This window comes from Bradyrhizobium sp. th-b2 (genome assembly GCF_000426785.1).
In the GTDB taxonomy this organism is placed as follows: Bacteria; Pseudomonadota; Alphaproteobacteria; order Rhizobiales; family Xanthobacteraceae; genus Bradyrhizobium; species Bradyrhizobium septentrionale.
The window spans coordinates 8,343-29,813 of sequence record NZ_AUGA01000066.1 but is presented as its reverse complement, the minus strand read 5'-3'; the positions used below and the strand labels follow the sequence as shown (position 1 = coordinate 29,813).

General features: G+C 65.4%; 7 protein-coding genes and 1 pseudogene. 1 reads left to right on the top strand and 7 read right to left on the bottom strand.

Features of this window, described 5'->3' with window-relative positions; translation table 11 throughout:
* Positions 1–143: 143 nt before the first annotated feature.
* A pseudogene (locus tag K359_RS54650) lies at positions 144–563 on the top strand (transposase); the annotation flags it as partial.
* Positions 564–872: 309 nt separating this feature from the next.
* On the opposite strand, the gene K359_RS54645 reads toward K359_RS54650, so the two are convergent.
* The 7 genes from K359_RS54645 to K359_RS0140095 all read right to left on the bottom strand — a co-directional run bounded on the left by K359_RS54645 (position 873) and on the right by K359_RS0140095 (position 21,464).
* The gene (locus K359_RS54645; RefSeq protein WP_035977944.1) at positions 873–2,315 is read right to left on the bottom strand and encodes a KamA family radical SAM protein; all 1,443 of its coding nucleotides are present in this window, start codon (positions 2,313–2,315) and stop codon (positions 873–875) included.
* A 201-nt stretch (positions 2,316–2,516) separates the two neighbouring features.
* Entirely contained in the window at positions 2,517–3,287 is a 771-nt protein-coding gene (locus tag K359_RS0140120) for an acyl-CoA dehydratase activase (RefSeq protein ID WP_029084257.1), read from the bottom strand.
* Positions 3,288–3,300: 13 nt separating this feature from the next.
* A complete protein-coding gene (locus K359_RS0140115) occupies positions 3,301–4,518 on the bottom strand; it encodes a 2-hydroxyacyl-CoA dehydratase family protein (protein WP_029084256.1) in 1,218 nt (405 codons plus the stop codon).
* Between the two features lie 9 nt (positions 4,519–4,527).
* On the bottom strand, positions 4,528–5,754 hold the full coding sequence (locus K359_RS0140110) for a 2-hydroxyacyl-CoA dehydratase subunit D (RefSeq protein ID WP_245284870.1): 1,227 nt from the start codon (positions 5,752–5,754) through the stop codon (positions 4,528–4,530).
* Complete coding sequence (locus K359_RS0140105) at positions 5,649–14,960, bottom strand: non-ribosomal peptide synthetase (protein ID WP_029084254.1); 9,312 nt, start codon at positions 14,958–14,960, stop codon at positions 5,649–5,651. Before K359_RS0140105 ends, K359_RS0140110 begins: the two co-directional genes overlap by 106 nt.
* Positions 14,944–18,156 (bottom strand): non-ribosomal peptide synthetase, encoded by a 3,213-nt coding sequence (locus tag K359_RS0140100; protein ID WP_029084253.1) that lies wholly within the window; start codon positions 18,154–18,156, stop codon positions 14,944–14,946. The genes K359_RS0140105 and K359_RS0140100 overlap by 17 nt, the downstream gene beginning before the upstream one ends.
* A complete protein-coding gene (locus K359_RS0140095; RefSeq protein ID WP_029084252.1) occupies positions 18,153–21,464 on the bottom strand; it encodes a non-ribosomal peptide synthetase in 3,312 nt (1,103 codons plus the stop codon). The genes K359_RS0140100 and K359_RS0140095 overlap by 4 nt, the downstream gene beginning before the upstream one ends.
* Positions 21,465–21,471: the final 7 nt, after the last annotated feature.

The following is a 21,471-nucleotide window of genomic DNA, read 5'->3' as shown; positions in this document are numbered from 1 at the left end:
TGATGGTGTAGCTCGGAAGAGCAAAGCCGCCCGGTACGCGCGCCTCAAATAGCGCCGTAGCGGGCGGGCGGCTTTGCGGTGGTCACCGGCGATTCGCCGGTAGGATCGGGTTGCGACACGCCAACGCAACCGAGGAACCACCGATGACCGACGATATGATGGACCTGCGCACGCTCGTGGAGAAGACCCCTGATGCCGATCTGTTGCGCGAGATGATCGGCTTTGCCGCCCAGCGGCTGATGGAGCTGGAAGTCGAAGGCCAGACCGGAGCGGCCTACGGCGAGAAGAGTCCCGAGCGTCTGGCCCAGCGCAACGGCTACCGCGACCGGAGCTGGGAGACCCGCGCCGGCACGGTCGAACTTCGCATCCCCAAACTGCGCAAGGGCTCCTACTTCCCGGGCTTCCTGGAGCCGCGCCGCATGGCCTAGAAGGCGTTCACCGCCGTGGTGCAGGAAGCTTATGTGCAGGGCGTCTGGACCCGCTCGGTGGACGATCTGGTGCAGGCGATGGGGTTGAGCGGCATCTCCAAGAGCCAGGTGAGCCGGCTGTGCGGCCGCATCAATCGGGCCCAAAAGCCGCAGTCTCACAGACGGGCTAGCGGCTCTGCACATTGATTTTGACAGGTTGGGTGCGGCAGTCAGATTAGCTCGGGCAGGAGTTTCGGATCAATGAGGACCTCGATGCTGCGAGGCGTCCTTGGCTGCCGTCTGATAAGGCCGGCGCGTTCCAGCGTCAGCACCATCTGATTCATCTTCGGATCCGCGGGAATGCCCTGACCTTAAGAGGAGAGCGGCGGGCTCAATTGGTCAGCGCAACACTCTATTCAGCGTGCTCACGATCCCGGACTGCGGCTCGTCGTCCTTTGTGCGGCATCAGTCCAGCAGGCATTCGCTGAACGCGTGCAGCGGAGCTGTTCGATCGCGGTCAGCGGCCTGCTCGAAGGCAAATCGCTCGCCGCCGAATGCCGGCCGCATCTGGTCGAGCCAGGTTGCGCCGGGATCGAAGGCGGCAAAGAACACCATCTGGTTCAACCGCGCGTCCCGTGCCTGAAGGAAGTCGCAGACCAGAATCTGCTCCTGCGGATCGGCCGATGGCGCGCCGGCGCCGCCGTTGCGCAACACCGCGGGCTCCTGACGATCCACCAACTCGCTGCGTGCGACGACGCCCAGGATTCTGATCTTTCCGGGAAGCACGGACATCGTCGGCCCTTGCGCCGCGCGCGCGAGGCCGGAGACGTTCGCGGCGGCACGCCGGAAGATCTCGTGGGCGCGGACCAGCGGCACGGAGAAATAGTCGCGAGGGCCGGTGTCTCGCTCGATGAACATGTAATAGGGGATCAGTCCGAGCCGCACGCCGGTGCGCCATAGCTCCGACCACAGCTCGGGTGCATCGTTGACGTGACGGATCAGCGGCGCCTGCATTCTGATCTGGGCGCCGGTGTCGCGGATGCGCCGGATCGCCTCGCGGGCGAGCGGTGACTGGAGTTCGACCGGATGAGTGTAGTGCCCCATGATGGCGAGATGGCGGTTTGCCGCAGGAACCTGCTCGAACAGTCTGAGGCAATCGTCGGCGTCGGCATCCGACACGAACCTGTGCGGCCAATAGGCGACCGATTTGGTGCCAATCCGGATGTTCTGGATGTGCGCCAGCTCGGGAGCCAACAGCGGTTCAATGTAGCGCCGGAGCGTTCGAGTTGCCATGATCATCGGATCGCCTCCGGTGATCAGGACGTCGGTGACTTTCGGGTGCACCCGGAGATAGGCGACGAGGTCGGAGGTGCTCCTCGCTTCGATCCGCATCCCTTGCACGCCGACAAACTGCGCCCAGCGGAAACAATAGGTGCAGTAGGCGTGGCAGGTCTGCCCCTGGGCCGGAAAGAACACCACGGTCTCGCGATATTTGTGCTGCACGCCCGGGAGCGGACGGCCGGCGAGCGTCGCCGTGTTGTGGGTGAGCTGGCCGGCGGGATGCGGGTTGAGGCGGCGGCGAATTCGCTCGACCGCACGCGCCATCACCTCGGTATCGTCGGCGCTTTCCACCAGGGTTCGAACGTCGTCGAAATCAGCCTCCGACAGCATGCCACGCTGAGGAAACACCAGCTGAAAGATCGGATCGTCCGGCACCCGCGACCAATCGATCAGGTTCTCCACCACGTAGCGGTTGGTCCGGAACGGCAGCACCCGCGCCACGATGTCGATCTCGTGACGAAGCTGCGCGTCGAGTCTCTGCCACTCGGGCAGTTCGGGAAGGTTGCTGCGGCCGATCGCGTGATAGTGGGTCGGCTCTGTCGAACCGGACATCGTCACAGCCGTCATGGTCGCCCCCCGAACAAGCCGTCGCTTCGCCGTCGCGCCAACCAAAGCGTGGCAAAGTCTCTCCGAGCCATCCCCCCGCTCCGCCCCCGCCGCTTCAGCATGGCCTTATTCGCGGATCGGTGTTTGGTTCGCCGGATCATGCTCTCAGTTTCCATTTCATCTCGATCTTCGATCGGACGGTCCCGATTTTGCAGAACCGCCTCAGGCCAGTCTCTGGGCGATGTAGGCGGCACCAATCGCGCCTCGCACCTGCGGATTGTCGACGATGTAGATGCTGGTCTGCAGTTTATCCTCGAGGGCGCGGACCACGCCGCTGTTGAGCGCCACGCCACCGCTCATCCCGACCGGCCCGCTGATTCCGACCTGGCGCAGCAGCACGACCGCGCGCTGGGCGATCGAGTCGTGAACGGCCCGGACGATGTCAGGCACCGGCGTTCCGACGGCGACGAGGGAAACGATTTCGGTTTCGGCAAATACCGCGCAGGTGCTGCTGATCCGAAGCGGGTTGCGCGCCAGCGCCGAGGCTTCGCCGAGCTCGGAGAGTCCGATGCCCATCGCGCGCGCAGTCACCTCGAGAAAGCGTCCGCAGCCGGCGGCGCATTTGTCGTTCATAACGAACTGCTCGACGCGCCCGCCGTCGTCGATGCGGATTGCCTTGCTGTCCTGGCCGCCGATCTCAAGAATAGTCCGGATGTCCGGGTTCCTGAGATGCATGCCGATTCCGTGGCAGGTGATCTCCGAAACGTGCTTGTCGGCGAACGGCAGATTCTCCCGCCCGTACCCCGTCGAAACGACGAACTTGACGTCGCCTCGCCTTAACCCGGACGCCGTGAGGACGTTCTCAAACGTCGTCTCAGCGGCTTTGCGGTTGGTGCCTCCGGTCAGGACCACGTCGAAAGCCACCACCTCGTCGTTCTCCATCAGGACCGACTTGGTCGACAGCGAACCGATATCAATACCGAGCGTAATCATCGCGTTCTCTCATTCACTGCAATGTTTCCAGAAACGCATCGACGCGGTTCTTGATATGGGGGAAGGCGTAATTGTTGCGATCGACGGGATCGATGCTGATCGTCAGGTTCTTGATTCGCTTGCGCGCCGCCAGAGATCGGAACGTCGGACCGATGGCCATCATGTTTCGGCACCCCCAGGTGTTGGCGATGATGTATCCCTCGACCTGGTAGGCGTCGGTGATGTGGTCGAGGTCGCATTCCATTCTTTCCGCGTTCCAGTGATAGCGGATCGCGCGCTCGGCGATGCTTCGCAGCGGCTGCTCTTCGTCGAGCGCCATCAGGTTCGCTTCCCACAGCGGCGCCCAGTACAGCACGTCGACGGACCGGCCGAGATGCCGAAGCAGCTCGTCGGAGTCACCCGGGGTCTGGCCGATCCACATCACACGCGGGCGCTTCGGCGCCGTGGTCTCCGCCAGCACCACCGCCTCCTCGTACAAGGTCTTGCAGAGATCGATGTTCTCTGGCGCGCCGAAATAGTTCATTCCGAAGATCTCCAGAAGCTCGCGCGCCACGCCGGGCAAGGCGTGGCGTTCGAGCAGCAGAGCCGCTTTGCGGTAGTACTCACGGGCGCGATTCGAATTCACGATGCTGCTGCGCAGGCACTCGGGATCGGGATCGGACTGAAACACCCCGGCGATCCGGGTCAGCATGATTTCGATCTGCTGGACGAGATAGTCGAGCGCATCCTGATCCAGCAGATTCGGCGTGTGCAGCGCGAAGGTCGGCACCCCGTAGCGCTTGCCGGACATAAAAATGGTCTTGAGAAGCCCCTCGCAGGGCTGGTCGTTGGTGAGCACGAAATTCGGCCGCGGATAGCATTCGGCGAGCATCATCCCGAACGGCCCCCGAAGGAACGAGCAGATGTCGCGGGACAGCTCGCGCTCCTGGGTGAGCCGAAACACCTGGTCGATGTCGAGCGACTGGGCAAGCATGTTCGACATCGACTCGATGTTCCACGGCAGAACACCGGCGGCGAAGACGATCTCGGTCGGGAATTGCTCGGAAACATAAGCCACCTTCGCATCGGCCCTATACGCCTCGGCGATCCGGTCGCAGTTCACGACCGACCGCATCCGGGTCGCGGCGAGGGCCGGCGCGGCCTCTTCCGATGGCGCCCGCTGGCGTCCGATCAGACGCAGCATGTTCTCGTATTGAGTAGCGCGCTGCTGCGCGATGTTGTCCAGGTCCATCTCGCCTCCTCAGAAAAATCGCGGCTCCAGGAACGTCTCGATACGCGTCTTGATACTGGCGATATTGCTGCCGTTGTGCTCGCCTTCAATGAACAGAACGGGGATCTCGCGCAATTTTTCCTTGATGTAGGGGTAGTCGTGCAGGTTGGTGTCGCAAAATTTCAGGGCGAAGTAGATCACCGATTCCACGCGATAGTCCCGCACTAGGTCGAACAGGTGCCGCACCCGAATGTCGGTATCGATGCAACGCGCGCTGGTGTGCTTTTCGAGATAGTAGTCCGCGATGGCCGCCACCGGCTCCGCGTCGGCATCGATCTGTCCTTCGAAATACTTGACCCCATTGCTGATATCCCCGCAGACGATGTCGGCGCCGGTGGCCTCGATGACCTCCACGATCGCCGGCTGATCGAAATAGCTGCCGCAAATCAATACCCGGTGTCGCTGCCGGCCGGCCCGGGGTTGCTGCGAAGCGGCGGAGTCGAGCAGCGCCGCCAGGCGATCGTTGAACTCGTCCTTCAAACCCGTTGTTGCTGCCTTCACGAGGTCGATCGACTGCTGTCCCGTCAGCAGCGGGCCGCCACGCTTGTTGCCGTCGTGCAGCCGCTGCATCAGCTCGCGTGTGCGGTTGCACCGCGCGATGCCGTCACGCAGCGCGCCCTCGCCGATCGGCCGGCCGTAGCGCTGCTCCAGCCGGCTGATCAGCTTGCGGAGCTGACCGGCGAAGAACGATTTCGACAATGGGCTCGCATCGTTGGGAAGTTCGAGGAACCAGCTTTCACAACCGGGAACGGTCCGAGCCCAGGTCTCCCACAGCCGCTTGCGCATATCGCAGGCATCGACGAACACGACCGCGTCCGCGAAGCTGTACACGCCGGCGAGCCCCTCGCCGAAACAGCTCAGCACGTAGGAGCAGTAGTTGCTGCCAAGATGCACGCTCGCCCCGTCGGTTTCGGTGCTGTACTCGCCGGTCAGCCGGAACGGGATCGCGCCCGCGGCCAGCAGGATTTCCTCGGGGGTCTGAATCGACAGGTAACCGATCTTCGGCCGATCGATGCCGGCGAGGAGCGCGAGGCGATCGCGGTGCAGGTCGAGCACATCCTGGATCGCGGCGGCGATGGAATCGTGTCGCATCATGGCGGCGGCGTTTCCCCTGTTGGCGTGATGGCCTGGCGTTCGCCGCGCAAAGCCTCCGAGAGATGGTAGGAAAGGTTCGCGATCGACGGCGCCTGCAGCCATCGGCACAGGTTCGGGGCAATACCGAACCGGGCCGTGAGGCGCGACTGCAGCGTCATCGCCGCAAGCGAGGTCAGGCCGGCGTTGCGCAGGTCGGCCGCGGGGTCGACCGCGGGCACGCCGACAAGCTCTTCGACGATGGTCCGGATCGCGGGAACGAGGCTCGGGTCCGCAGCATCTGCCGTCGGTACCGGCGGCGATTGCTTTGCCGGTATCGGCAGAGCCTCGACTGCGACCCGATCCGTCTCGTCGCGCGGGATGGTGGCGACCTGGACGTATGCCTCCGGGATCATGTACCGCGGCAGCCACTCGGCGAGATGTCGCTTCAGGTCGCGGACCAATGCCGAGGCCGATTCCGGCAGCACGCCGGTGGTGACGACGAGCGCGCACAGCGTCGGCTGGAGCCGATCCGCATCGCCCCGCACGATGGCCGCGTCCGCGATGTTTGCATGCTCGCGCAAGCAATGTTCAATCTCGGCCAGATGGACCCGATGGCCGTCGATCTCCACATCGCCGCCGCAGTCGATCAGTTCGATGCCGCCGTCCGCAAGCCGTTTTGCGCGAAGACCGGAGCGGAAGATGCGACCGTCGGGGACGTGCGGGTTTGGTGTGAAACCATGCGAGATCGATGGCTCCTCGCCGAGATACCCCCGCGCCAGGCCGGCCCCGCCGAGACAAAGTTCGCCGGTTACCCCAATCGGCAGAAGGCTGTCGTCGTGACCGAGGATATAGGTCTCCGAACCGATGATCGGAGTGCCGACAAGGCTTCCGGCCGTCTCGGCCGTCACCGGCTTGCACGTCGTTACCTCGGTGTGCTCCGGCAGGCCGAAGCAGGTGACGAGTTCGTAATTGCCGCGCCGCAGAGGGGTGATGGCGCCGCCGGTCGCAATCAGCGTCCGCAACGGCAGCCCCGCGGTCCCGGCGAGCCGTTCGCACAGCGTCGCCGGCAGCCAGCCGACCGTCACGCCTTTGTCGCTCACCCCCTTCACCAGCGTCGTGGCAGACTGGCGCGCTTCCTCCGGTGCGATCCAGACCGAGGCGCCGGCGCACAACGTCGAGATCAGCGTGAGCAAGGCGGCACCCGAGCTCAGGTCGCCGCACATCACAGTGCGATCAGCCTCGACGATCGCGAACCTGTCGATGAACCATCGGGCGCGGTCGAGCAATGATCGGTGCTCGATCATGACGTGCTTCCGAATTCCGCTGCGGTCGGTCGCGACGCCGACGACGGCAAGCGCCTTCGGATCAGCCGGACCATCGGGAAGAGCCGCGACCGTTTCCGGTTCGGTCGCGCCGTCGAGCAGGAGCGCCGGGATGCCGAGCTCGTCCGGCTTGGAATCGCGGTCGCAGACCAACAGCGCCGCAGCAGTCTCGGCGAGTCGGGCCGCGACCCGCCGCGGCGGATCGTCGGCTGCGAGCGGAACGCAGGCCGCGCCGGTCGCCCAGATTGCAAGGACGGCGGAGATCATCTCTACTGAGGGAGCAGCGAGGAGCGCCACGATCATTCCCGGCCCGACACCTTCCGCCGCCAGCCGCCGCCCGAGCTGCTGCGTCCGTTGGTGGAGGGTGCGGTAGGTCACGGTGATGCCGTCAACGGCCACGGCGACGCGATCCGGAGCGGCGCGGACCCGCCGCTTGAACAGGGTGACCACGGTCGCCGCCGTCCAAGCGTCGTCGTCGTCGCCGACCGGAGCGGTGTCCCGGACGCCGGATAGCAAGGCCGACTTTTCGGCCGGCGTCACGATTTCGATCTGCCTCAGCATCCGGCCGGGGTCCGCGACGATCTGGTCGAGAATGTGCAGATATTGGCCGACAATCCGCGCCGCAGTGCTGCGGCGGAACAGATCCGTGTTGTATTCGATCTCGATATCGAGGCGCCCCGGCCGCTCGACGGCACCCATCGTCAGGTCGAACTTCGCCACGTTGTAATGCGGGTCGATCTCTTCGATCTCGAGGCCCGGAATCTCCATGCTGGTGAAGGCTTGATCCTGAACGACGAAGACGGCGCTGAACAGCAATTTCCCGGTGGCGACGTTGTGCTGCACCATGATGTCCCAGAGCTGATACTCTTGGTGCTCGACGGCACCGCGCACCCCGGCCTTGACCTCCTGAAGGAATTCGTCGAAGCGCCGCTCGGCGCGCGGCAGGCTGCGGATAACGTGGGTGCTCACGAACATCCCGACCACGTCGTGAACGTCGGCGAGATAGCGGCCGACCGTCGGCACGCCGATGATGATGTCCTCACGGCCGCTGTATTTGGAGAGCAGCACATTATAGGCGGCGAGCAGCAGCACATAGAGCGTGACGCCCTGGCGCGTGCAAAGCGCCTTGAGACCGTCGTGCAGCGCCGCGTCGGCGGTACAATTGATCCGGCTTCCAGCGAATGCAAATGCCTCCTTGCGCGGAAAATCCGACTCGAGCCGGATCGTGTCGGGAGGCGAATCGAGGACCTGGCGCCAATAGGCCTCGTGGGCGCGCATCCGGTCGCTGCGTAAATGGCCTTGAAGCCACTCCGCGAAGTCCTTGTAAGTGATGCCGGGGCGCGGCGGACGTGAACCGGCATAGAGCGCCGCGATCTCCTTGAACAGCAGCCCCATCGAGGTGCCGTCGCTGACCAGGTGGTGCATGTCGATGAGGAGAACATGGCGGCCGGGACCGCGCGGGACCACCGCCGCCCGGATCAGCGGCGGCGCCGACAGCTGGAACGGCCGGATGAAGTCGCGCGTGACCTCCCCGATCTCCGCGTCGCCGCACCTCGGCAGACGGGCGATCGAGAAATCCACCTTCGGAACGACGTATTGAACGGCACCGCCGTCCACGCTCAAGAACCCGGTGCGCAGCGCTTCATGCCGGTCGATGACCTCGCGGAACGCGCCTTCGAGCCGCGGAATGTCGAGCTCGCCGCCGATCTCGAACGCCATCGGAAGGTTGTATTCGACGCCGCCGCGGGCCGTGCAGACCGCGTAGAGCAGCCCCTGGGTCGGCGTCGCGGCGTAGTGCAGGCGGTTCTCCACCGGCACCAAGCTCGGCGCCGCGCTCTCCGACCCCGCAGCGAAGTCCTCTGCCAATCTGGCGATGGTCGGCCGGTCGAACACCGCGCCGAGCGCAACGGCGGTGCCGAACGCCTTGTTGGCCTTGGCGATCATGATGGTGGCGCGCAGCGAATCGCCGCCGATCGCGAAGAAATTGTCGTGAATGCCGACATGCTGCCGGTCCAGAACCTGCTGCCAGATCGCGGCCAGCCGAGATTCGGCGGAAGTGCGGGGAGCCTCGCCGGTGGTCGGGGCTTCGCCGTCTGCGGGCGGCAGCGCCGCCAGATCGACCTTGCCGCGTGCATTCAGCGGGATTTCGTCCAGCGTCACGAAGAACGCCGGCAGCATGTAGTTAGGAAGCCGCTGGCCGAGAGAGGCCCGCAGATCGGTCAGGCGCGCGGCGTCGCGCCATGCGATATAGGCGGAGAGCTGCTTGTCGCCCTTGCGATCTTCGCGGGCGACGACGACGGCATCCCTCACCGCCTCATGGGCGAGGATCGCCGTTTCGACCTCGCGCGGCTCGATGCGGCAGCCGCGAATCTTCACCTGGCCGTCGGTGCGTCCGAGATAGTCGATCGATCCATCCGGCCGCCACCGCGCCACATCCCCAGTCCGATAGAGCCGCTCTCCCGGCTCGAACGGGTTGGCGACGAACTTCTCGGCAGTCCGCACGGCATCGCCGAGGTAACCGCGTGCGAGCCCCGCTCCGGCGATGCATAATTCGCCCGGAACGCCGATCGGGACCGGCCTGTCGGCCTTGTCGACCAGATAGACGCGGATATTTGCGATCGGCTTGCCGATCGAGATCGGTCCGTCGGCCGCGACGACCGGGCCGCTGGTCGCCACCACGGTGCTCTCGGTCGGCCCGTAATTGTTGACGAGCTGGTAGCGGCCGCTGCCGCCGCGGCGCAGGCGGTCGCCGCCGGTCAGCAGGAGCCGCAGCGACCGATTGTCGAACTGCACGAAGAGTTCGCAGATCTGCGTCGGCAGAAAGCTGACGGTGATGCCGGCGTCGTCGAAGTAGCGCGCCAGCCGGGCGAGGTCGAGCCGGATCTCCTGCGGGACAATATGCAGCGCGGCGCCAGCCTGCAGCGAAGGAAGGATCTCCCACACCGACGCATCGAAACTGAAGCGGGCGTATTTGGTGGTCCGGTCGGCGTTGGACAGCGCGAAGCTGCGAATGTGCCAGGCGCACAGGTTGTTGACCGCGGAATGCTCGACCATGACGCCTTTCGGCGCCCCGGTGGTTCCGGAGGTGTAGATGACATAGGCGAGGTTTCGGCTCGATGCGGTGACCCCGAGATTGGCCTCATCGCCTCGGTAGAGCGTCGGTTGGCTGAGGTCGAGCGACGGCCGCCCCACCTCGCCCCACGGCTCGACGCCGGCGAAAACAACCATCTTGGCCTTGCTATCCTCAAGCATCATCGCGGCGCGATCGGCGGGGCAGTCGGCGTCGATCGGCAGATAGGCCGCACCGGCTTTGAGGATCGACAGGATGCCGATCATCATCTCCAGCGACGGCTCCGCCACGATGCCGACCATGTCCTCGACGGCGATGCCGTTGCGAACCAGCAGCCGCGCCAGCATGTTGGCGCGTCGGTTCAATTCGCCGTAAGAGAGCGTCTGCGTGCCGAACACGACCGCCGGCGCTTCCGGCGTCCGTTCCGCCTGGTCCTCGATGAGTTCGTGAACGGTCCGGCCTGCCGGATAATTGGCCTCGGAGCGATTGAACTCCACCAGGACTTGCCGGCGCTCCTGCTCAGTCAGCGGATCGAGATCGCGGAGCAGCCGCGCCGGGTCGGATGCGATCTGCTCCAGCAGATGCACGAAGTGGTTCGCCATGCGCTCGATGGTGTCGCGCCGGAACAGGCCGGTGCAGTACTCGAGTTCGAAGACGATGGAATCCTCGCGCTCTTCGGCCAGCAGGGTCAGGTCGAACTTCGAGATCTTCCAGGGCACGTTCTCGATGCGAACGGTGACGCCGTCGGCCTGGAACGCCCTGCGTCCGCCCTCGAGCGTCGCAAACACCGTGTCGAACAGCGGATTCCGGCCGAGGTCGCGTTCGATCTCGAGCCTGTCCACCAACTCTTCGAACTGGTAGTCCTGGTTGTCGTAGGCATCCAGCGCGTGCGCCTGCACAGTATCGAGATAGTCGACGAAGCGAAGCTCGCCGCGCGGCCGGTTCCGCGTCGCCAACGTGTTGACGAACATTCCGACCACCCGCTGCAGCGAGGCCATCCTCCGCCCCGCCACCGGAATGCCGACGACGATGTCCTCCTGGCCGGTATACTTCGACAGCAGGACCGTGTAGGCTGCCAGCAGAGTCATGAACAGGGTCGCGCCGGCGGCCCGACCGATCGCGCGCAGCCGTTCGGCGAGCGCCGCATCGACCGTGAAGCTCATGAGGTCCCCATCGAACGAGCGGATGGCCCCGCGCGGAAAGTCAGTGGGAAGCGTGAGGGCCGGCGCTCCCCCCTCGAACACCGCTCTCCAATACGCCTCCTGGCTCCGCACCTCCGCGCTCGCGGAACGGACATGCTGCCAGGCGGCGTAGTCCCTGTACTGGACAGCCACGCCCTCCAGCGTCCGGCCTTCGTAGAGCGCGCGCAGATCGTCGATGATGATGTCGATCGAAAGCCCGTCGGCGACGATGTGGTGGAGATCGACGAGAATCGTGTGCTCGACCGGGCCGGCGTTCAGTATGGTAGCTCGGAGCAGCGGCGCCCGGTCGAGGTCGAACGGACGGACATACCCCTCGATCGCCTGCGCAAGCGATGCGGAAGCGCCGGAAGCTCGGCCTTCGAAGGCAAAATCGACCTCGGCATGCACCTTCTGAACGATCTGGTCGTCGACCAGCAGGAACGAGGTCCGCAGCGACTCGTGCCGCGCCAGCAGCGCGCGGAAGGCGCCGAGCCAGCGCGCACGATCGAACGGCCCGGTCACGTTCAATGCGAACGGGACGTTGTACTGAACATCCTGTGGCGCGAGTTGATGGATGATGAACAGCCGCTTCTGCGCCGCCGAGACCGGGTAATAATCCCGGGGAGCGACGGCTGCTATCTCTGCGCACGGGTCCTCCCTGGTTTCATCGACCAGGCCGGCGAGGCCGCGGATGGTCCGGCGCACGAAGGCGTCGCGCAACGTGACACCGGCGTGCAGCTCGCGGTTGACGCGGGCAATCATCAGGGTCGCCTTCAGTGATTGCCCGCCGAGATCGAAGAAGTCATCGTCGAGGCCGATCCGCTGAACGCCCAGCACCTGCTCCCAAATGACAGCAATCGCGCATTCCACCGCGGAGCGGGGTGCGGCTGAGCCTGGGCTCCCGGTCGGCTCGCCCGGGTCGGGCAGCGCTGTCCGGTCGACCTTGCCACTGCGCCCGATCGGAAGGCGATCGACGATAACCACGCGCGACGGAACCATGTGCGCCGGAAGGCACTGCGCCAGAAGGCGACGGAGGTCGGCGGTCTCGATCGCGCCGGCCGCGACGACATAGGCGCACAGATAGGAATCGCCGGCCGCGTCGGTCCGCGGCGCCACCACGGCATCGATCACCCCGGGGCAGCGCAGCAACGCCGTCTCGATCTCTCCGAGTTCGATCCGGAAGCCGCGCAGCTTGACCTGATCGTCGTTGCGCCCGAGGAAATCCAGCGCACCGCTTGGCAGCATGCGCGCGAGATCGCCGGTCTTGTAGAGGCGGATCTCGTGACCGCCGAGGCGCTGCATGACAAACCGCTCGGCCGTCATGTCGGGATTGTTTAGGTAGCCGTCGGCCAGGCAGGCCCCGGCGATATGCAATTCGCCGATCGCTCCCCTCGGCACCGGCAGCCCGTAGCGGTCGAGCACCAGGACCGCGACGTTGTCGATCGCCGTTCCGATCGGCACCGACGCCGCCTTGTCCACCGCGGGGTCGAATTTGTAGATCATGCAGCCGACCGTCGCCTCGGTCGGCCCGTACTCGTTGTAGAGTTCGACACGGCCGTCGAAGCCGTTGTCGACTTTCCTCGCCAGGCCGGTCTTGAAATCTTCACCGCCGACGATCAACGCGCGCAGCCGGCGGTTGGCGGGAGCACCCTCGTGCATCGCCTCGGCGAGCAACGCCAGATGCGTCGGCGTCAGCTTGAGCACCTCGACCTGATCGTCGCGAAGAATATCCCGCATCAATCCCATGGCGTCGTCGTTCCGGTAAACGACGAGCCGATTTCCCGAGACCAGCGGCGCGAAAGCAGATGTAATGGTGAGATCGACCGAAAGCGGCGAATGCAGCGCGAAGGCGGCGGGCGAATCGCCGATATAGGTCCGCACCGCCCAGCTGACGTAATTGGCGAGCGCGCGGTGCGAGATCATCACGCCCTTGGGCAACCCGGTCGAGCCGGAGGTGTAGATCACGTAAGCGAGATCGCCGCCGGTCACCGCTGCGCGGTCGGGTAGCCCACCCTCCACGTCGCCGGCGGCGCGGTCGAGGGCGAGATCCACCGGCCCGAGGCCCGCGAGCGGATGGGCGTCGGTCGGCAGCAGCACCACCGCCATCCCCGACCCCGCCGCGATCGTCCGGAAACGGTCTGCCGGCGTGCTCGGGTCAATCGGAAGGAATGCGGCGCCGAGCTTGAGGATACCGAGGATCGCCGCGACCGCCTCGATCGACGGCGCGGCGACCAGGCCGACGATCGCCCCCGGTCCCGCTCCGGCCGCCTGCAGCTGCGCCGCGATCGTGCTCGAGAGGCGGTCGAGGGTCGCGTAGTCGATCGCCTTGCCGTCGCACGCGATCGCAGGCGCTGCCGGATTTGTGCGAGCCTGGATCTCGAACAGCTCTACCACGCTCTGCGCCGCATCCGTCGGCTGCGGCAAATCCGTGACAACGGCCCGCCTTTCGTCGACGCCCGACACGTCGATGTCGCGCAGCCGGATCGCGGGGTCGGCCACAACAGCCTCGAGTGCCGTGACGTAATGGGCGGACAGGCGTTCGATCGTGTCGCGGCGGAACAGGTCGGTGCAATACTCGAAGTCGAATTCCAGCTCGCCGTGCTGTTGCTCGATAACGGTCAAGGTGAGGTCGAACTTGGCGATCGCGTAGTCGAGTTCGTAAGGGCTGAATTCGATGCCGCCATAAACCGTCGGCGTTGCATTCGACGACAGCGCGGTGAACATCGTGTCGAACAGCGGGCCGCGGCCGAGATCGCGCAGCGGCGCGATGCGATCGACCAGATCTTCGAACTGACTGTCCTGGTTCTCGAATGCGTCGAGGCACTCGTCGCGGACCTGTTGCAGATAGTCGCTGAAAGCGAGCTCGCCGCGAGGCCGGCTGCGCAGCGCCAGGGTATTGACGAACAAGCCGATGACGCCCTGAAACCGTTCGGCGTTGCGTCCGGCCGCGAGCGTGCCGACCACCAGGTCGTCCTGGCCCGAATATTTCGAGAGTACGACGTAGTAGGCGGCGAGCAGCAACATGTACATCGACACGCGGTTGCCCGCCGCGAGTTCGCGCAACGCGGCGGTGAGCCGCAGATTGGGACGAAGCGTCACCCGGTCGCCGTCGAACGACTGCGTGCTCGGCCGCGGGAGGTCGGTCGGCAGGTTCAGCGCCGTCCGCTCACCCTCGAGCAGGCGGAGCCAGTAGTTCTGCTGCTGCTCGGCTTCCTCGCTGCCGGCGAACTCCCGCTGCCACAGCGCGAAGTCCTTGTAGTCGGCGGGCAGCGGAGGCAGCGTCTGGCCATCATAGAGCCGGCCCAGTTCGTCGCTCAGGATGTCGATCGACACGCCGTCGCAGATGATGTGGTGCAAATCGAGCAAGAGGACGTGCTTGAGCGAGCCCAGCCTGATCAGACAGGCCCGCAGCAGCGGCGGCCGATGCAGATCGAACGGCCGGACGAAGCGTCGCTTGATCGCCTCGACCTCGCTCTTGGCGCGCGCCCTCTCGAAATCGAGCGGGACGCGGAGCGGCGCCTGAAGCGTCTGGATGATCGTCTCGCCAACGATCCCGAACGACGTCCTCAAGCTGTCATGGCGCGTCACCAGCGCCGAGAGCGCGTCCTGCAGGCGGACCGCGTCGAGCTTGCCATTCAGCCGGATCGCGACCGGCACGTTGTAGGCGATGCCGTCCGGCGACAGCCGGTTGAGAACATACATCCGCCTCTGGTTCGCGGACGCGGGATAGTAGCCCTGCTCAACCGGCGACGCCATCTCGGTGCTCCATTTGCGCCAGTGAGCCGACCAGCCGCGCCAACTCCCCCACGGTTGGCGCATCGAACACGTTCCTGAGCGTGATCTTCAGTCCGAACATCTTGCTCAGGCGCGAGGCCAGGGCGCTGGCTTTCAGGGAATGGCCTCCGATCTCGAAAAAATTCGCGGTTGCGCCGACATTCCGGGTCTCGAGCAGCTCTTCCCAGACCCTCGCAATAGCGATTTCCGCCGCGCTCTCGGGGGCGCGGACGGACCGCGGTTCAGCCATCCACCGCCGTGGCTCGGGCAGCGCGCGGTAATCGATCTTGCCGTTCTCGGTCAGCGGCATGATCTCGATGCGGCAAAAGGCGGATGGCAGCATATAAGCCGGAAGCCGAGTTGCCAGTTGCTGCCGCAACTCCTGCGCGCCCACATCGGTGGCGGCAATGTAATAGGCGCACAGGAAGACGCCGCCGTCGTCGGCCTTGGCCGGGACGACGCAGGCCTCGCGCAGGCGGCCGTCCTCGAGAAGCCGGTTCTCGATCTCGCCGGGCTCGATGCGGAAGCCCCGGATCTTGATCTGCCGGTCGGCCCGGCCCACGAACTCCAGCACCCCGTCCGCGCGGCGACGGACCAAGTCTCCGGTGCGGTAGAGTCGCTCCCCCGCCACGTGAGGATTCGTGACGAAACGCTCGGCGGTGAGTGCGGGACGATGAAGATAGCCCCGCGCAAGACCGACGCCCCCGACGTAAAGCTCGCCGACCACGCCGGTCGGGGTCAGCAGCATGTGACGGTCGAAGACATAGGCCGTCGAGTTTGGGATCGGCCTGCCGATCGGTATCGTCCGCGGCTCGACACCAGTGACCACGTGACAAGTCGAATAGGTGGTGTTCTCACTTGGGCCGTAGGCGTTGATCAGCGTCAGCCGGGGGTTGGCTCTCCGAATCCGCTCGACGTGCCGGGTCGACGCCACGTCGCCGCCGGTGATGAGATAGCGCAGCGGACGGAACACCGAGGGGTTGGCATGCGCGAACTGGTTGAGCAGCGCCGGAACGAGAAACAGGATCGTGATGCCGTGCCGGGCGAGTTCGTCGTCAAACGCCACGTAGTCTAGCAGGGTCTCGTCGTCGATCTGGTAGAGCGGTAGCCCGTTGAGCAAGGCGCCCCAGATCTCGAACGTTGTCGCATCGAAGGCGGGCGCCCCGGTCTGAAGCATCCGGTCGTCCGGGCGGAATTCGAGATAATCGACGTTGGTCACGAGATTGACGACGCTGCGATGCTCGACCATGACGCCTTTGGGTTTTCCAGTCGAACCCGAGGTGTAGACGACGTAAGCGAGATTCGACGGCCCGGTCACGTGCGGCAACGGCCCATCGTCGATGCCTGGAGCCTCGGCGTCGCGCAGACGCAGAACCGGGACGTCGAGATCGAGGTCGCGCCGATCGTCGTTCGGCATGATCACGACCTGCGGCCGCGCGTCGCGCAGAATGTCGTCCCAAAGGCGGGCCGGGCTGTCCCGGCCGAGCGGCAGGTAGGCGCCGCCCGCTTTGAGAACGGCGAGTTCGCCGAGCACCATCTCCACCGAGCGGCGGCCGATGACGGCGACGATGCTGTCCGGCCCGACCCCGCGGGCCCGCAACAGCCGGGCGAGCCGATTGGATGTGCGGTCGGCGTCGCCGTAGCTGATCCGCTCGATGCTATCGACCAGCGCGATCGCCGCCGGCCGGCGACGAGCATGCTGCTCGAACAGCTCGTGGATGCAGCTCTCCGCGGCGAACGGCGACGGCGTCGGGTTGCATCCGTCGAGCAACTGACACGCTTCAGCTTCGCCGACCACGGCGAGACGGTCGAGACCAATGTCCCAGCCACCCGCCAGCCGCTCGAGCAAGGTGATGTAGTGGCGCCCCAACCGGGCGACCGTGCCGCGTTCGAAAATGTCAGTGTTGTACTCGATCCGGATCTCCGCCCCCGCCGATCCCCAATGGATGTCGAAGATCAGATCGACCTGAACCGCTTGGGTCTGGGTGGCGACATCGATCCAGCGGGCCTGCGCAACGCCATCGAATTCCGTCGTGTCCTCGGGGTCCGGCACCAGGTTGAACATGGTTCGGACCAACGGAATCCGGCCATTGCCGCGGGCCGGAGCCAGCGTCTGGATCAACCGCTCGAACGGATAGTCCTGCATGAAATAGGCTTCCTCGACCCGTTCATGCACCGCCCGCACCAACCGTTCGAAGGTGTCGTCGAAGCGGACATCCGCGCGCACCGCCACCATGTTGACGAAGAATCCGACGGTGTTGGCGAGCTCCGCGCTGTAGTGCCGGCCCGAGAACAGCACGCCGGACGTGATGTCCTCCTGCTGGCAGATCTTCTGCAAGAGCACGAGGTAGGCGGCGAACAGGCTCGAAAACAGCAGAACGCGCTGCTCCCAGCTCTGCCGCTGGAACGCCTCGATCAGGTGGAGCGGAATCGCGACGATCTCCAATCCGCCGTTCAGGGACATCGCCGGCGACGGCGCCGCATCGGTGGGCAGATCGAGGGCCGGCGGTTCGCCTTCGAACCGTGCCAGCCAATAGGCCTCCTGCTCGCGGGTCCGCTCCGCATCGAAATGACGGCGCTGCCAATGCGCGTAATCCAAATAAGTCAGCGTCATCGGCGACGCTGCGACCGGCGCATCGCGGGTGAGCGCGTTGTAGATCGACGTCAGCTCTCGCCACAGGATCAGCACTGAGGCGGCGTCCGCGATGATGTGGTGGACCCGCAGCAGCAACGCCTGATCGTCCGGGCCGAGCGTCAGCAGCACGACCTCGAAGAATGCATCGTCGGGTCTCCATTGCGAGATCGGATTCCGGCAGATTGCGGCGATCTGGGTTGCCAGTGCGGTGTCGCGGTCGGGGCCGGCCGCCGCCGACGCGTCGAAGTGCCGAACAGCGCGTTTGAGATCCTGATCGAAGGTCTGCACCGGGCGCTCGCCGCGCCGTGACACCCGGGTGCGCAGCACGGCATGCGCGGCGGCCAACAGGTCGACCGCCCCGCGCAGCCGCCGCAGGTCGAGATGCCCGGCCAGCCGTTTGCAGGTGTTGATGTCCCAGATCGAGCTGGCGGGATCGAGTTCGCAGAAATGCAGAACCCGCTCCTGCTGAAAGGTCAGCGGACAGGGAATGGTCCGGTCGCCGGTGGGGATCGGCGGATATTTGCGAATCCCGACGGCTGTCATGGCGAGGTGTCTCGGCAGGACATGTCGCCGACCGGCACCGGGCGCGCCGGGATCTGGACGATGACGATGCGATCCTTGATCGACGATGGCCGCTGAAGCATCGGCTCGATCAGCGCAGCGATCTCGGCGATGGTCGGCAGCCGGAGAAAATCCATCGCCCTCAGCCGGGTCCCAAGCGCCTTGTCGAGGCCCGCGATGAAACGCAGCGTCAGCAGCGAGTTGCCTCCGAGGTGGAAGAAATTGCTGGCGGGGGTCAAGCCACGGAGGTGGAGCAGGTCTTCGGCGATCGCGATGATCTTGCGTTCGAGCTCGGTCGCCGCACGTTGCGCCGTGGTCGCCGACGCGTCGGTCGGGGTTGGTGCCGGCAAGCGTTGGATGTCGATCTTGCCGCTCGGAAGCCGTGGTAGGCGGTCGAGCGGCACAAACACTTCGGGAATCATGAAACCGGGCAGCCATGCGGTCAAGTCGCTCGAAATCCGCTCGATCGAGGTCGGACGTTCCTTGTCGAAAGCGAGATAGGCGACGAGGCTGTTCTGGCCGAACGCGTCGCTCCTGACGGTGACGGCGGCCTCGGCCACGCCGTCGCAAGCACGCAATTTCTGCTCGACCTCCGCGACCTCGACGCGGAAGCCGCGGATCTTGACCTGCCTGTCGGCGCGGCCGAGGTAGTAGATCAGCCCGTCGTCGCCCCATTTTGCGAGGTCGCCGGTTCGGTAGAGGCGGCGGCCTCCCAAGTCGGACCTCGGGCAGAATCGCTCTGCCGTCAGGTCGGGTCGGTTCAGGTATTCCGTCGCAAGCCCGACGCCGGACAACCACAATTCGCCGACCACACCAACCGGAACCGGACGAAGCGCCTCGTCAAGGATATGCGCGCCGGTGTTGGAAATCGGCCTGCCGATCGGGACCCAGGTCACCTCCGTCCCGCGCGGCAGGGAATGATAGGTGGCGTAGATCGCGGCTTCGGTCGGACCATACAGGTTTTCGAGCCGGACCTTGGGAACCAGGCGATGGAAGCGATTCACCAGGTCGGGCTTGAGCGCCTCGCCCGCGGCGAAGACGTAGCGAAGCCTGTCCCACGGTAAAGCGGCGCCTGCCGGCTGGCTCTCCAGGAGCACGTCCAGCATCGAAGGGACAAAATTGACGTGCGTCACCGCGAACTTTTCGATGGCTTCGAGCAAAGCGCGGCTATCGCGCTCGGCGCCAAGATCAAGCACCGCGAGCCGGCCGTCGTCGAACAGCCAGCCGAACAGTTCGGCGGCCGACACGTCAAACGTGAAGTTCGTCTTGAACAGGATCGTCTTGCTGGCCAGCGGATAGCTCGCCTCCAGGAATTCGAGCGTATTCATCAAGGCGCGATGGCTGACCACCACCCCCTTCGGATGGCCGGTCGAGCCCGAGGTGTAGATCACATAGGCTGGCCGCTCAGGGTCGAAGCTGCGGTCCGGATTGATAGCGGGTCCGGCGTAGGACGCCGCATCGTCAACGCGGATCACCGGCAGCGGGCCTCGCGGGCCCTGCGGATCGGATGGCGGCTCGCTCGCCGCCAGCAGGCAGCGGACGCCGCCGTCGTTCAGGATGAAGTCGATCCGCTGCGGCGGAAAGCTCGGATCGATCGGCAGGTAGGCCGCGCCGGCCTTGAGCGCCGCCAAGATCGCCACGACCATCGCCGGCGAGCGTTCGAGCAATACCGCGACGATGTCGCCTTCGGCGACACCGGCATCGACCAGGGCGGCCGCCAGCTGGTTGGCCTTGCGGTTGACCTCGCCGCACGTAAGCGTGCCGGCGGACGAGAGCAATGCCGGCTGGTCGGGCGTGCGCGCCGCGCGTTGTTCCAACAGGCCGACGATGCCGCGGCCGGCCGCCGCCGGGACCACATTGCCTTCGGCGAACGAACGAACCCGTTGCCGCTCTTCCGCGTCCAGCATCGACAGATCGCGCAGGATTGCGTCCGGGCGCTCAATCATCGCGGTGAGCAGCACCTCGTAGTGGTGGAGAATGCGCCGGATGCTGCGCGGCTCGAACAGCTCGGTATTGTGCTCGAGACGCAGCTCGGCAGCATCGGGACCAGTGTGGAAATCGAGCAGCAGGTCGACCTGCGTCGCGGTGATCTCAGGCTCCAGCACGCGCTCGTCGCGAATGCCGCTGAACGCGTGGGTCGGCTCGAAGTCGGTGACCATGTTGAACATCGCCCGGAACAGCGGGTTGCGGCGATGTTCGCGATCCAGCGCGAGGCGGTCGACGAGACGTTCGAGCGGATAATCCTGCATGCGATGGGCGCCCGTCACACGGTCGTGGACCTGGCGCACGAAGTCGCTGACGGAGGCCTGCGGGTCGACCCGCAGCCGCAGCGCGACGCTGTTGGCGAAGAAGCCGGCGAGCGCCTTCAGCCTGGGATCGTGGTGCCGCCCGGAGAATACCGTCCCGATGATGATGTCGTCCTGCCGGCAATATTTGCAGAGCAGCAGAGCCTGCGCGCCGAGCATCGTCGAGAATGGGACGACGCGATGCTTCAGGCTGAACGACTGCAGCCGGGCGACGAGATCGGGCGACAGCGGGCGCGATTCCACGGCGCCGCAAAACGACAGCTGCAGCGGGGCCGGAAGGTCGGTGGGGAGATCGAGCTCCGGCGGCTTGTCAGCGAACTGTGACAGCCAATAGGCTTCCGCCTCGTGGATGTTCTGCTCGGAGAAGCGGTCTCTCAGCCACCTCGCGTAGTCGACATAATCGAGGTCGAGCGGTGCCGGGTCGCCGCCGCCGACCCGCCGCGCATTGTAGAGACGTTTCAGGTCATTCCACAGGATGCGAATCGTGATGGCATCGGAAATGATGTGATGCAGCTTCAGGATGAGCTGCCACTCCTGGTCTGACCAGCGCACCAGCACGACTTTGAAAAGCCGGCCGCCGTCGAGCGTGAAGGAACGCCCGTACTCCTGGTTCAGCAGGCTCTGCGCTTCGTCATCAAAGGCTGCGGAGCGGTCTGCGCCGCCGCCGTCCGGACCGGAAGAGCGATCGACGAACTCGAAGCTGCCGTCGTTGCCGTCGAGCCGTGACTGGAACAGCGTGCCGTCGACGAGGGTGATCCGGGTGCGAAGCGCGGCGTGACGATCGATCAGCGCCACGACCGCATCTTCCAGGGCATCGACGTCGAGCAGACCGGATAGGCGCCGGCACGAGGCCCGGGTCCAGATCGACTTCTGCGGCGAGATCTCGTCCAGGTAGAAGATGCGTTCCTGCTGGAACGACAGCGGATACAGCGTCGTGTCCGAAGCCTGCTCAAGATTCGGGTTCGCGATGTTGATGGTGGGCATCCCCGTC